Genomic DNA, 13179 nt, shown 5'->3' on the forward strand with positions numbered 1-13179 from the left:
AACATCTTCAAATACCCCCAAGAAACCGATTTATCTCAATCGTTCAATCAATTACTTCTTTATGCTTAATAATTCAACATTGAGAGATAAATATCCTTCTTATGACGGTCAGGTTAATGGGGTTTTTGCAGTGAAATCATAGAATGATTAATTCTTTCTATTGCTTTATTTATATCCTCTTTCAATTTTTCTCGTTCCGAATCGCTTTCGGTTTCGGTCAGTTTTTTTGAAGCATTACTTATAACATGAAAGTACCCTTCAAAACCAGATGCAACAGGGATAGAACCTGCTAACGTATAATAACCGTTATACCTGGTGGATAACTCTGCTAGCTCTTGAGGATCATCATACTGTGCAAGATCAAAGTTCCTAATATGAAAGGATAACTGTTTAATATCTGTATAGTACATTGTCCCTATCCTTTTTTGTAAGTTGGATATTTCTCGATATTGATAAATAGAAAAGATTAATAATGATAATGCTAATAGGCTTATAGCGACAGAAAAAGCTTTTCGTCTCCACATTAAAATTCATCCCCAATCTGTCTCGATTATTATATGACCCAGTTATTGCACATAACGTTTTGCGTGTTTGCGACGCGCACCAACCCGCTTTCATATTGACAAAGTATCGTAAACATTTGTTAGATGAAGTCGTCAAGCCCCATAGAAACTGGCAATAATCTTTGCTGCCGGTAAGAATATCACTTGACCCAGCACCGTACCAATCAGTTTAGAGGCAATGAGCAAAATTACTAGGGCCTTCACATCACCATATGGTCTATCTCCCCTTAACACTTGATCGGTTATTACTGCGGACTTTGGGTCAATAAATAGTGTTAGTAAAATTGTAGCAAGCCCATTAATCATCCCCGATGAACCTACTGCCGCGATTCTGTACTGTTCAGCTACTAATAATGCTGAGTAGTTAGCCGCAAGAACTCCTACTGTATAAATCCCTGTTACCAATGAATTTATAATAAGCAGTCTCTTAGGGATTTCTCGATATCTAAGTCTTTCTAACATTGTTTTATTAGGTCGGGTGGCTCTTTTTAATATTCGCTTAACATTATTTATTTGTAGAGCTTCTACTACTAACAATGGAACCGATCCAGTTGTCTCTAACCGTTTTACGGCAACCTCAAATATTCTCAGAAATGTTGGGATTAACAAAATTCCAAATAATGTTCCTGTCGTCGAAGCAAAAATCACCTTACGTATGTCGTTAATTGGGTCAATTCCCGTTGAAAGGCTTTCCCCAATGATCCATCCAATTAGGGGGGCTTGAAACATATTAGCTGTTCGAGAAACAAGTACAAACAGGTTAAATAAAGAAAATGACAAAGCGAACTGTCCGCTTTTGACCGAGTTGAGTCTAACTGAATAGGAAAGGGTATCAATAAGATGGATAATAAACGTTAAAATCATTAATTCCAACAAAATGCTTTTCATTGCCTCCACCGCCCCACTATCCTTTCTCCGATATGACAATTTTATCTAACGTTTAGGAATTCCCGCAGCGTCCTAACCACATGCCTCATCTACTAGCTGCGGGGAATTCTTGTTATGTGAAGCTGTTCTCTCATTAGACTACACAAGTTTTTCATTAAGTTTTTACCGCACCGCCATTAGGGTCCTGTCCCAATACCAATAATCTTCCAAGGAGAATCTTTTTCCTTTTGAGCTACATAAATAAACATAAACTACTTTCCGTTGACAAGCGCCTTTTCCTCCTTATATTCTGCTACATATTCAGCTGTGACCTGAACCTCATCAAAATTCTTCCCATAAAGTTTGATGGGAGCCGCAGAGTGAACTTTCAGATCTGTTAATTTCTTGATATTATTCAAGCCCGAGTAAGGAGAGTCAACATACTGCTGAACAAGTTTATCCGATAAGCAATTTTTAGCTGTCGAATAATCTTTAGAAGCAATACTGTTGTAATAAGCTTTAACTACTTCGGTAGGAGACAAATTTGATAAGTTCTTACTCGCTTTTTCACCGGTGCTTGATCCACAACCCGAGATTAATACTACGACCATTAAAACTAGCCCCAGTATTCTTTTCACTTTTTATCCCTCCCTACAGTACGGTTTCACATGACGTTTTCGTGTTCCCGTAGCGCCATACCGCATTAATATTGGCAAAATTACGGGAACACATTGTTATATGACGTTCGAGCCATGCATTCCACCCAAGAAGATTATTGTTCATGATATTAACAATGTTCCCTTATATAAGTGAGCGCTTTCTTTTCGATTTCACGAACTTGTTCTCTTGATATTCCAAACCTAATCATAATAATTTCCCGCTCACTTTTATTTAAACGGATTTCGATAGTGTCCACAACTTGTTCATGCGTATACATTTGTATTCTCCTTTGCCAGAGACTGATGATTTATCGATATCTTATATATTGGGAAACTCTTTTCTCTATATCTCGCATTTGCTTGATTGTTATTCCATAGCTTTCCTTCAATTCTTCGACTTTGAGGGGTATACCATTATCCACACCCCACCTTGCCGAAAGAATCTCCCCCTCTTTTTCACTTAGACATTGTTCCATGGCTTCTATAACCTCGTCCCTCGTAAACATCGGCTGTGCCTTCCTTATCTGGGAAACCGACTCTTTGTCATCAAATAAAGCTTGTTTTAAGATTTAGTCTTTACTTAATCGTTATTTAACCCGGAAAAATTATCTCAAAAATACAACGAGCAAAAAAATATTTTTTTGCTCGAATGTCATATAACAGAGGGTTTGCGACGTCGGATTAATACCCAAGATGTATTCCCCGATGTCGCAAACCCTCTGTTATATGAAGTCGGCTATCTTATAATCTGTACCCAATTCCTTTAGATAATTGATGAATTATCAACTGATTCAAACTTACGTTTTCATCTTTAGCCATTTGTGAAAGAGTACGATGTAATAATTTGGGCATCCTAACTTCGTTTCATTTCATGCCTCCTCCGAACTTCTTTCTCCTACCAAAACAATAACTATTGAGCAAATCTATTTTAATCCGCACATGGACGCGCGGCGTCCTGTAGCATTGCATATAACGTCCAGATATTCCTAATGCGCCATACTGCATTCATCTTGGCAAAGTGTCTACGAAAAATCAAGGTTGCCGAATGACAATCAGTTTTAATGAGGTTAATTACAAACTCTCTAGCCCTTCGACGGAATATCATTGCATATTGGTATTTCTAAGGTATCGGGTGTGTTCGTAAATAGTTTAACATTCTTTTTTCAATCTCATGATAATTACTCCGGGAGATTCCGAACCTTGACTCAATTTCAGCTAAGGTTAGGGTAATACCGTTATCGAGTCCGAAGCGGGCTTTGATGATCTCAGCTTCCTCATTACTTAGGCATTGTTTTATAGCAAGAAGAACTTCTTCACTACTGAACAAACCAATCATCCCCTTACCGGTCCTCATGGTTTCAACAGGTGTTCCCAACGCGTCCCAACCACTTGCATCTTGGCAAAATGTTGGGAATACGTTGTTATCCGATGCTGCGGTAAAGACTATCTTAAAACCTTAGATCAGCTTATGGTTTTGAATGTTGTACATACTCAAATATTGTACCGTCCGGGTGTTTTACCGTCATATTTTTACCAGTAGGTACCCCATTAGGGCCCCTTACAATCTTTGCCCCACTTGACTGAAGGTGATCAACGGAATCTACTAGAAAAGTCCCTTTAGTATCTTGAAAGGACTTTAGGCTTTCCTCAGAACCTGCGATTAATAAAATATCTCCTACACTTGCCAATTCCAAATTCACTCGGGGATATGCAAATCTCATTTCTGCCTTTGTACAACCATACCGACTTAGAGATATGTATTAAGCCGGTTCTTCTTTGTTAATAATGATCCACCCGGTGTCCATGGTTTTTACCATGAAGGTTATCGGTAGATCCTTTGAACCACCTATGGTTTTGTTTTTGGAATCAGTTATTTTAACTGAATAAATCATTTCTACACGAATCAGGGAACCATCCTTTTTCTGGGAGATTTCCTCAAGACTAAAATCGAAATTAAACGGTTTGTTGTACTCGGGAGAATTAACGGGATAAGCGTTATAGATGTTAGTTTTGTCGAAAACTTCCCTAGTAATATGTTTGGACAGTTCATCGCTAAATCCTTTGTCAGTTAGGAATGTCTCTTTTACAGTATCGTATACATCAACATATTTTGTAATTTCCACTGTTTCTCGACTGCAAGCAGCGAGTGCGACAACAACTGCTCCAATTATCAACACGATAAATATGCTTCTTACCTTCATCGGGCTACCTCCTCCCCCCTGACCCGAAAGTTTTTCTTTAATCATGCTATCTTTCACGTGCATTGTGGATATTCGGGACGCGTCCCAACCACATCCATCTTTGCCAGTGTTGTTGCAAATACTGGGTTATACAATGTCGTACGCCCCCTGGACCTGCGCACGCTCAGCTGACTAACACCTTTTTTCCTTTATATTATCTCATTAATTTGAATTAATTTAGATTAAATTGTTCTTTTCAGCCTTCGCGCAGTTTCGCGTATGTGTGTATTATTTGTACCACAGCAACCGCCAAAAATCTTAAGACTAAAGTTTTGCTGCAACTTTAGCATATCTGTTGCAAAACTACATGTATCTGTAGTTTGTTGCCCCTTAGCACTCTGCCCCGGACTGCAAATGCCGTGACAAAGGTAATGTCGGGAATACTCTGTTAGACGATGCCCCCGTCGGAAATACCTAAATAATTAGGACATACTGCCCGATGTGATGTTCCGAAGCTTAGAATTTATGTTTATGAAGACCTCCGTTTTATCAACAGCCATCGGACTAATAACAAAACTCCTAAAACCAATACCAATCCCAGAACTAACCAATACCGGGTGAACGTACGATGAACCGAATTGCCTAGAGATGGAGTCGGTGTGACTGGCACATGCCTTCCTAGAAATTCATTGAATGTGGCCGTATCTTCAGAACTTTGATTTTGGATAGTTCCGTTCAACATTTGAACCATTCCATTTCGACCACCGACCGGGCTAAGTAGTCCTCCATTTTGGTCGTCTCGTTTTAAAAAAAGAACAAATAATCCATTCTTCTCTTGGAACCCTTTCACCCAACCCATATCAAATGGCTGAATAGCAGTATCAATGGTGTTGCTGCCAGAGCCCTTGTAGTACTGATCAACCCTAAACGTGAATGGTATCCATATTCTACTATCGGCCATTTTCCCTTCAAAACCTGATAAATCGTATTTACCTTGTACTATGACATCCGCAGTGCTAATTACATCTTTGGCAGGGAGTTTTATCCAACTCGTTGCATAGCCGTTCTTTGGGGTGATGAGCGAAATAAGGCTGAAAAGAAATATCGCCAAAGTCATTAGCCATTTCTTCATGTTAACCTCCCCTATTTCTTGACCAGAAAGCTCTCTGATAGAAAATGAGACCTGATTATATTTCTCCGATATTCGGAATGTCATATAACGTCCCGAGTGTTCCCGCAGCGCCCCAACCGCCTCCCTCTTTTCAAAGTTGCGGGAACACTCTGTTATCTGCAATATCCGAGCTTGCATATATCTAACATATTCTGCTTTTGGGTAATACTTCCTTTTCTGACGGCAATACTATTTTATTAAAGCCAATTTGAGAGGGCGGTACAATATGGATATAAAGAAAGATACACGCCTGCCTGAGAAAGGGAGTGATAAACTCATGGCAACACCAATAACTTGCAGATATCACGCAAAATCCAGAAACACCTTCTTTCTATGAGAAAAACGGATTTGTATATAACGAGAAAGAAAATAGACATCGAACTCGTGCTATTAGTATGCGATATGATATGTTTCAAGGCTAAGATTTTCGCAGTCTGCATATTACATTCATATTTCCTCAGATTGCGGTAAGGTGCTGTTATGCAAAGCCGTACGCCCCATGATTCAGAGGCCGCCATGGCGGCGGCCCCTTAGCGCTCAGTTATGACCTTATTACACAAAATAAGAATTCATGAAGGTTAGACCCCCCGTCTTAAACTTGAACAAATGGGACCATTGCAACATTACTTTATTAAATACAATAATCTGTCTCCTATAGGCCAATAAAGAAAACCGAATGTAATAAAAACAATATTCCCATACAGCCCAAAAAACTTAACAAATCTACCTTCATTTCTACTGATGTAGCCCAAAATTAGCCCTATTGGTGCAACAAAAAATGACAATAGAAATCCGTAATTTGCCTTAAAAGAATAGAAGATAAAACCTTCAAGGTAGAATATAAAAGTTATTGTTGATATTATAACTGATACCCAGCCTATAGTTTTTTTAACTTGAGAACTCACCTTCAACCTCCTTACTATTGGATATAATTAATATCATTTTATGGGTATTGCGCAACCTCTAGTTAGCGGAAAATATGTACACCTTGCCAGGTGCAGTCTTCGTATTATCCTAAAACTGCGAAGAAATACTTCAAATCCCATTTCGTCCGCGCATGGACGCGCGGCCCTTTGCGTATGGTTTCCTGTAACGTTTTTTTACCGCACTTCGTAATAATTTAATCATTTGTATATTATACGAACCTGTTTCGCAAATATTTTTATATAGCTGTACTTCGCTTAAAGATCAAGCGGGCTTCTAATACGGAGAATGTCCTTTTGTGTAACGTGAGTATATATTTCTGTAGTCTTGGAACTTTTATGTCCTAAAATCTCTTGTATATATCTAAGATCTGTTCCAGCTTCTAATAAGTGTGTTGCAAAAGAGTGTCTAAGTGAATGTATAGAGACATTCTTCTTAATTCCGGCTTTCTGGCATGCATCTGCAAATACTTTCTGAGCCGTTCTTTCCGAAAGATGAGTCCCTTCTACTTCCCCCGGAAATAACCAAACCTGTAGCTTAAATTTCTTTGCATACTGTCTAAGCACTTCAAGAGCAGATCGAGAGAGAACTGTATATCGATCCTTTCTTCCTTTCCCTTGTATCACATGAATGAGCATTCTCTTGCTATCAATATCTTGTATACGAAGAGAAACAAGTTCACTGACCCTAAGCCCTGCCGAATAAGCAAGCATTAGCAGGGCTTTATGTTTAACATTCTGGATAACATGGAAAATAGTAAGGACTTCTTCTTTGCAAAGCACGTTAGGAAGCTTTTCCTCTCTTTTAGGACCGGGAATTTCGATCTCGGGAATCGGTGGCTTTAATAGAACACACTCCCCTTATCACCCCAGTATATTCCTATTTCTCCATAAATAGTTCTTTTCCTGCAGGGTAAAACAACTTTAGCCCTAATTAGGGTATTAATTAAGAAATCGGCTGACCATTATTTGATCAGCCGATTTCTACATACCGCCATATATAGCGTTTAATATACAGCGGGTCCAAAGTCCGCACTTTGCTCATTATCATTATCATTTTCGTTAACATCAGCATGCACAAGCTTTCAGTTTCCTGTGCTTACGCTTAAATAATATTCCAAGGGTGTTCGGTCCGCAATGACTCGATATTGTACACCCCGCATTTGTTTCAATGATCTCATCAAAATCAGCATAACGACAAATCGTTTCTCTTACTCTGGCAATGGTTTCGGGAGAACACATGGGATGTGTAATAAAAACCCTGCTATAATCAATATCTTCACTGCTAATCAGCCTATCTTTTACATAGTTTTCAAGGCAATGCTCAAAACTGCCTCTATATTTTTTCCCGACCTTCATTTTACCGTCAACAACTTCGATGCAGGGTTTTATCTGAAGCAATTTAGCTCCAACGACTTCAAGTCCTGAACAGCGTCCGCCTTTATATAAATAATCCAGACGGTCAATTACAAAACTTGCATCAACCTTAGGTACAGACATTTCTAGGCTACGGCAAATCTCCTCCGGCTCGTTTCCCTCCCTGGCCATTTCAGCAGCATCAAGCACGATAAGCCCGCTTCCGCTGGAAAGATTGCGCGAATCAACGACATAAACATTTTCAAACTTCCGTGATGCTAAAACTGCGTTTTGGTAACACGTGGAAAAGCCCGAACTAAGACAGATATGAATGACCGCCTCGTATCGGGGAGAAAGCTCATTAAACAAACACTCGTATTCATAAACATTCACAGCTGCAGTTTTACATTCTGTCTCTTGTCTTTCAACAGAGTTAAAGATATACGCGGGCGTTATGTCTACTCCATCATGGAAATCCTTATCATTCATAATAATGGAGAGGGGTACCAACGTTATATCCATAGCCTTTAAAATCTCAGGAGAGAGGTCACAAGTGCTATCCGCAGTTATTTTAATCATTTCAGTTACTCCTCGTATAATAATATTTGTTCCTAGCTTCTCGGGTCCAGGTCCTTAAAAATTCTTCAAAGAGGAACACGCCAAAATAATATATACACGAGCTGTTGCCAATGGCCAAAACAACCGAAGACTTTGAACTGCCTCCGGCTGTTTCAGCATTTTTCAGTTAATATTACCCGGCTGCGAGTTTAGATTTTTCCTCCTTTCGGGTTGAATTATTGCATTCGCCGCACCCACGCTTTTCCTCCCAAATTTTATCTGCGGTTACCGCCCATTTTTCCGAAGCTTTAACACATTTCGCACTCAAACCATGAACATCCTCAGGTGCAATAAAATCGGTGGATTTTGCTTCGGATGCATCAACCATTTCAACTAATCGATGCGGGTTGTCTAACAGCGGACAGGGACGCAAATGGTTGCCATTAAACGGTTGGTTTTTATGGTATTGCATAAACAAGGGGGACTTTAATGCTTCAACTAAGGTCTTTTTATAAATATTGCTGTCTGTATAATGGATAAAGGCACAGGGTTCCATATCCCCGGCTGCATTGATATGCAAATATCTTCTGCCGCCTGCCAGGCAACCCTCGACATATTCCCCGTCGTTCCAAAAATCAAGCGTAAATATAGATTTTGTTCCCCGGAATTTCCGGATCTGGCGATACATAAACGCACGCTGCTCATCACTGACCATGAGATCCGGTACAGCATCGGCTCCTACCGGCATATAGGTAAAGAACCAAGCAAACTTAGCTCCCTTGGCAATCATATCATCGATAAATTCTTCGCTGCCGATGACTTCTGTATTCCGGCTGGTATAGCAACAGGACATGCCAAAGGGAAGTCTTTTCCTCTTCAATATTTCCATGGCACGGACAACGGCTTGGTAAGTTCCTTTGCCGCGCCTTGAATCCGTTGCTTCCTCAAAACCCTCGACACTGATGGCCGGTATGAAGTTCTTAACACGCAGCATTTCATCCGCAAATTCCTCATCAATGAGTGTCCCATTCGTAAACGCCGCAAACATACAGTCCTTATGTTTTTCACAGAGCTTCAGAATATCTTTTTTGCGGACAAGGGGCTCGCCACCGGAAAACAGATAAAAATAAACGCCTAATTCTTTACCCTGTTCCACAATACTATCCAAGGTTTCCAAGCTCATCGAAAGCCGATTGCCGTACTCGGCCGCCCAACAGCCGGTACACTTAAGGTTGCAGGCAGAAGTCGGATCCATCAGGATGGCCCACGGTATACTATAATCGTTCTCTTTCCTTAATTTTTCCTGTTTTGACCAACCGATAAAGGCGCTGTTTATGATAAAGTTATTAAAAAAGGTTTTTCTTACTTCGGGATCAATATCATCCCACAAACTAAGGATAAGCCGATACCAGTTATTGTCCTTATTCTCAATGGTTTCCCTGACGGCTCGACGCTGATCCACCCATGCACCATTTTTGTCAAGTTTATCAACCCACCCCATGAGTTTCGGGATATTCTTTTCAGGATTTGAGTCAAGATAGGTATAGGCGATCTTTAACCCCGCGGAACTCAGTTTCTCATTCATAATATTCCCTCCGATCTTCTTATTTTTAATGAAGTGTATCACATTCTTTTTTTCTTGGTATTAGACAAAAACGGAGAGTGTAAAAAAACTTTACACTCTCCGTTTTTGTCAACAAACACCCGCCCCTTCACGATAGAAATAAGATGATGGGTATTATATAATGGGGTCGCATGGATAGGAGTGATTAATATGGAACTACAACACCGACTTGTTCGCCAAACGATTAATATAGCCATCAGTAAAGCCATAGATGATATGAGGTGCAACTTAAAACGCAGTATGCGAAACTTGGTTGATTTGGGCCTGCTCTTTTCCAAAAGCGAAAAACAAAAGTGGTTTTTTTCGACTGCCAAAAAGGTGATTTCCAATCGAAATAACCCCTATTACCCGCTTATCTCTAGGGTACTTGCGGATGTGGATACCGAAACGATCAAACGCGTCGGTTTAAATCTCGGATACAGCAGTCTGATCTATGGAGCCCATAAAATAAAAAAGAAGCGGGAGTCGATGAACTATGCGATCCCCTGGCTTCTTATTTTCGATATTGCGGAATCCGGCCCTGACTATTTTCATCAGTTGGAAAAGCTGCTCTCTGAAGGACGAGAGTTAGGTGTTTATAGTTATATTTTCTGCATCCATCAAGAAAGTGATCTTTTTACGCTTTGCGAAATCGCCGAGCAATTTGACGAATGCTTCTTTGCCTTTGAATTACCTTCACACTTGATTATCGATAAAACCGCTCATTCTCTCGGCAAAATTCATAATGTTGTGATTTCCGTTCATTCCGTTAATGATGATTTAAATTCGGAATACACGACTCACGCCTTTCGCGTCTTAAAACAAAACCATTGCCTTTACGGCTATCATTTATATTATAACGAAGATAACATCGGAAAAGTGATCTCCCCCGAATATGTTAGCACCGCCATTGAACTTGGCAGTGTATTTGGAGTGTATATCGCTGCGGATGGCGTTCCGGCTGCCTACAAAGAAGCTGCCTATCATTTCGTATGCCAGGAACGGGGGGAAAACGGCCAACCTTTAATTGCTCTGGATTGGTTCCGCGACATGGAGGATATCAGCAAAATGATCCTATCCAAAGATGGATACATACCGAAAAACCCCATTCATAAAGTTCGCAATGAGTATATTAAGGCGAAAGAATCGCTGACAAACTCTTTTCCTAATCTATTTCAAATTTTAAAACCAACCGCCAGCCCAAACTCCTAAAGAAAACTTGGCTTGCGCCAAGCCTTAGCGCAGGCGGAAGCCTTAGTTGCACTTATGCTATCTGCCCAAAACTTATACTTTCTGTTAGTATAGGGAGCTTGCTCATAAAGGAATGCTTTTAGTATATAATAGCTTTAGCTTTCGTGATTCTCTTTACCTTCAAGTTCATGGAGCATGCTTCCATCAAAGATACTTCTTATATGGGCAATATATTTTGCAGGATCTTCTTCCATACCATCATTCGCCCAGTGTACAAGCAATCCAACAATTGTGGTCGCCATAAATTCGGCTGTGAATTCCCACTTTTCTTCAAAACTCCTGCCTTTACTCTCGATCACAGACATCGCAATATCGCGCAGGTAACCATACAGATATTCCTGAAAAGAGTTTTGCCCCGTTGTGTTGAGGGCATTAATATAAAATGATTTATTTTCCTGCATATAATAGCATAAATCTTTCAAACCATCCGTCCAATGGTTAGCCATATCATAATTGCTCATAAAGGAAGCCGTCTCTGTATAGTAGATCCAATTCATCAGATCATACTTATCCTTAAAATGATAATAGAAAGCTTGCCTTGTAAAACCGCAATTTTCGACGATATCACTGACACAAATTTTACTAAACGCTTCTTTCGCCATCAATTGCTTCAAGGAATCGGCAAGAATTCGTTTCGTTATATTTGCGTGAGGCATAACGAACCCTCCCAATATTGTTGTATAATGACATTATATATCGCAAATGATGATAATGCCTAGAGAACAATGTATTTTGCCGCAGCTTGTCATTGTATTAATTATTAGAGGGGAAGTTATCAATGCTTTTAAAAATAACAAATGAGGATTTACTAAAAAAAATAGCATCATTCGGAATATTGATCCTGATTGCCTACTTGTTAAAAGACATGGCGAATTTATTTTTACTGACCTTTATTTTTTCATTTATCCTTTATAGTCTTCAGAATTTCATCTTTCATAAAATCAAAAGTATGAATATCAACCGAACCGAAATTACAGTTACATTATTTTTAGTTATTATCACTGCCGCTGTCTTTTTCTTATTCAAATACATTCCTGTCTTAATAAAGCAATGTATAACCATCGGAAACCAATTCATTAATTTCAAAATCAATTATCAGGGGGAATTTGACCCCAGAATTGTCAATATGGTTCAGTCAACGATTGAATCATATGTCAAAAGTGGAGGGAGTTTTCTTCTCCAAACCGCTGGCAGTGTTTGGACATTTAGCCTCGACACTTTTATTGCCTTAATCTTAAGCCTATTTTTTATTTTAGGAAAAGAACCCTTACTGGAATTTATTCGTAACCTTGAGTCTAGTCATATCGGTTTTGCCATTAAATTTTATCGAAAAATTGGAGCCTCCTTTTTAGGTTCCTTTGGGAAAGTTATGCAAGTGCAAATTCTGATTGCGCTTATCAACTCATTGTTATCCGTTATTATTTTATTTATTTTGGGATTTCCCCAGGTTTTGGGGCTAGGCTTTATGATATTTATGCTGGGGCTTATTCCTGTGGCAGGGGTCATTATCTCGTTAATTCCTTTAAGTATTATTGCCTATAAACTCGGAGGATTTATCAAGGTTATTTATGTGTTTGCACTCATCATCGTGCTTCATGCTCTGGAATCCTATGTATTAAATCCTAAACTCATGAGCGTGAAAACCAAACTTCCGGTTTTCCTCACCTTTGTTATCCTGATTATTTCCCAACATTTCTTTGGGATTTGGGGACTCCTCTTCGGGGTGCCGATGTTTATATTTTTATTGGATTTACTCGATGTAAAAACTATTAACTCCGATAAAAAGCAAAACGCATTTAGACCGTAAGGGTCGGCTGCGTTTTGCTTTTAAAAATTACGATCTATTGTTAACCCAAAATTATTTTTGCTTTAGATAATTATCCATTGCCGCAGCGGCTTTCTTTCCTGCGCCCATGGCCAGGATTACCGTTGCTGCACCGGTGACAATGTCACCGCCGGCAAATACGCCGGGGATTGAGGTTTCCATTGTCTCTTCATTAACGACAATATTGCCGCGTTTGTTCAGTTCCAAGCCTTCTGTGGATGTC

The 13179-nt window shown here is 39.5% G+C and carries 18 protein-coding genes; 2 read left to right on the forward strand and 16 right to left on the reverse strand.

Annotated elements, in window-relative coordinates:
- Positions 1-113: 113 nt before the first annotated feature.
- From VB077_RS08995 to VB077_RS09060, 14 genes are all read right to left on the reverse strand, one after another.
- Positions 114-524: a hypothetical protein gene (locus VB077_RS08995; protein ID WP_323414891.1), complete on the reverse strand. Its 411-nt coding sequence runs from the start codon at positions 522-524 to the stop codon at positions 114-116.
- 132 nt (positions 525-656) lie between these two features.
- A complete protein-coding gene (locus VB077_RS09000; protein WP_323414892.1) occupies positions 657-1451 on the reverse strand; it encodes a lipid II flippase Amj family protein in 795 nt (264 codons plus the stop codon).
- A gap of 251 nt (positions 1452-1702) precedes the next feature.
- Complete coding sequence (locus tag VB077_RS09005; RefSeq protein ID WP_323414893.1) at positions 1703-2068, reverse strand: hypothetical protein; 366 nt, start codon at positions 2066-2068, stop codon at positions 1703-1705.
- Between the two features lie 149 nt (positions 2069-2217).
- Complete coding sequence (locus VB077_RS09010; protein ID WP_323414894.1) at positions 2218-2367, reverse strand: hypothetical protein; 150 nt, start codon at positions 2365-2367, stop codon at positions 2218-2220.
- A 30-nt stretch (positions 2368-2397) separates the two neighbouring features.
- Positions 2398-2595 (reverse strand): hypothetical protein, encoded by a 198-nt coding sequence (locus VB077_RS09015; RefSeq protein WP_323414895.1) that lies wholly within the window; start codon positions 2593-2595, stop codon positions 2398-2400.
- Between the two features lie 235 nt (positions 2596-2830).
- Positions 2831-2941 carry a toxin-antitoxin system HicB family antitoxin gene (locus VB077_RS09020; protein ID WP_323414896.1) on the reverse strand — a complete coding sequence of 37 codons (111 nt, stop codon included), beginning with the start codon at positions 2939-2941 and terminating at the stop codon, positions 2831-2833.
- Positions 2942-3209: 268 nt separating this feature from the next.
- The gene (locus VB077_RS09025; protein WP_323414897.1) at positions 3210-3416 is read right to left on the reverse strand and encodes a sigma factor-like helix-turn-helix DNA-binding protein; all 207 of its coding nucleotides are present in this window, start codon (positions 3414-3416) and stop codon (positions 3210-3212) included.
- Between the two features lie 433 nt (positions 3417-3849).
- Positions 3850-4290 carry a hypothetical protein gene (locus VB077_RS09030; protein WP_323414898.1) on the reverse strand — a complete coding sequence of 147 codons (441 nt, stop codon included), beginning with the start codon at positions 4288-4290 and terminating at the stop codon, positions 3850-3852.
- A gap of 221 nt (positions 4291-4511) precedes the next feature.
- Complete coding sequence (locus VB077_RS09035; RefSeq protein WP_323414908.1) at positions 4512-4685, reverse strand: homocysteine S-methyltransferase family protein; 174 nt, start codon at positions 4683-4685, stop codon at positions 4512-4514.
- 113 nt (positions 4686-4798) lie between these two features.
- Complete coding sequence (locus VB077_RS09040) at positions 4799-5401, reverse strand: hypothetical protein (protein ID WP_323414899.1); 603 nt, start codon at positions 5399-5401, stop codon at positions 4799-4801.
- A 662-nt stretch (positions 5402-6063) separates the two neighbouring features.
- Entirely contained in the window at positions 6064-6345 is a 282-nt protein-coding gene (locus tag VB077_RS09045) for a hypothetical protein (protein WP_323414900.1), read from the reverse strand.
- Between the two features lie 276 nt (positions 6346-6621).
- On the reverse strand, positions 6622-7146 hold the full coding sequence (locus VB077_RS09050; RefSeq protein ID WP_323414901.1) for a tyrosine-type recombinase/integrase: 525 nt from the start codon (positions 7144-7146) through the stop codon (positions 6622-6624).
- A 285-nt stretch (positions 7147-7431) separates the two neighbouring features.
- Positions 7432-8298, reverse strand: a complete 867-nt coding sequence (locus tag VB077_RS09055; protein WP_323414902.1) for a DegV family protein — start codon at positions 8296-8298, stop codon at positions 7432-7434.
- 172 nt (positions 8299-8470) lie between these two features.
- On the reverse strand, positions 8471-9862 hold the full coding sequence (locus VB077_RS09060; RefSeq protein WP_323414903.1) for a radical SAM protein: 1392 nt from the start codon (positions 9860-9862) through the stop codon (positions 8471-8473).
- Positions 9863-10051: 189 nt separating this feature from the next.
- Here VB077_RS09060 and VB077_RS09065 point away from each other — a divergent pair, with 189 nt between their 5' ends.
- The gene (locus VB077_RS09065) at positions 10052-11092 is read left to right on the forward strand and encodes a hypothetical protein (RefSeq protein WP_323414904.1); all 1041 of its coding nucleotides are present in this window, start codon (positions 10052-10054) and stop codon (positions 11090-11092) included.
- 134 nt (positions 11093-11226) lie between these two features.
- On the opposite strand, the gene dhaS is transcribed toward VB077_RS09065, so the two are convergent.
- A complete protein-coding gene (dhaS, locus tag VB077_RS09070; RefSeq protein WP_323414905.1) occupies positions 11227-11787 on the reverse strand; it encodes a dihydroxyacetone kinase transcriptional activator DhaS in 561 nt (186 codons plus the stop codon).
- A gap of 122 nt (positions 11788-11909) precedes the next feature.
- Here dhaS and VB077_RS09075 point away from each other — a divergent pair, with 122 nt between their 5' ends.
- The gene (locus VB077_RS09075; protein WP_323414906.1) at positions 11910-12938 is read left to right on the forward strand and encodes an AI-2E family transporter; all 1029 of its coding nucleotides are present in this window, start codon (positions 11910-11912) and stop codon (positions 12936-12938) included.
- A 51-nt stretch (positions 12939-12989) separates the two neighbouring features.
- On the opposite strand, the gene VB077_RS09080 is transcribed toward VB077_RS09075, so the two are convergent.
- Positions 12990-13179 (reverse strand): FAD-dependent oxidoreductase (locus VB077_RS09080; RefSeq protein ID WP_323414907.1); only part of this gene is annotated, 190 nt, incomplete at its 5' end.

The organism is Desulfitobacterium sp., assembly GCF_034927245.1.
GTDB lineage: Bacteria > Bacillota > Desulfitobacteriia > Desulfitobacteriales > Desulfitobacteriaceae > Desulfitobacterium_A.

Coding starts and splice junctions, on each gene's coding strand:
- VB077_RS09040 (WP_323414899.1), bottom strand. CDS start 5,401: ATGAAGAAATGGCTAATGACTTTGGCGATATTTCTTTTCAGCCTTATT.
- VB077_RS09060 (WP_323414903.1), bottom strand. CDS start 9,862: ATGAATGAGAAACTGAGTTCCGCGGGGTTAAAGATCGCCTATACCTAT.
- VB077_RS08995 (WP_323414891.1), bottom strand. CDS start 524: ATGTGGAGACGAAAAGCTTTTTCTGTCGCTATAAGCCTATTAGCATTA.
- VB077_RS09075 (WP_323414906.1), top strand. CDS start 11,910: ATGCTTTTAAAAATAACAAATGAGGATTTACTAAAAAAAATAGCATCA.
- dhaS (WP_323414905.1), bottom strand. CDS start 11,787: ATGCCTCACGCAAATATAACGAAACGAATTCTTGCCGATTCCTTGAAG.
- VB077_RS09015 (WP_323414895.1), bottom strand. CDS start 2,595: ATGTTTACGAGGGACGAGGTTATAGAAGCCATGGAACAATGTCTAAGT.
- VB077_RS09010 (WP_323414894.1), bottom strand. CDS start 2,367: ATGTATACGCATGAACAAGTTGTGGACACTATCGAAATCCGTTTAAAT.
- VB077_RS09055 (WP_323414902.1), bottom strand. CDS start 8,298: ATGATTAAAATAACTGCGGATAGCACTTGTGACCTCTCTCCTGAGATT.
- VB077_RS09000 (WP_323414892.1), bottom strand. CDS start 1,451: ATGAAAAGCATTTTGTTGGAATTAATGATTTTAACGTTTATTATCCAT.
- VB077_RS09030 (WP_323414898.1), bottom strand. CDS start 4,290: ATGAAGGTAAGAAGCATATTTATCGTGTTGATAATTGGAGCAGTTGTT.
- VB077_RS09020 (WP_323414896.1), bottom strand. CDS start 2,941: ATGCCCAAATTATTACATCGTACTCTTTCACAAATGGCTAAAGATGAA.
- VB077_RS09065 (WP_323414904.1), top strand. CDS start 10,052: ATGGAACTACAACACCGACTTGTTCGCCAAACGATTAATATAGCCATC.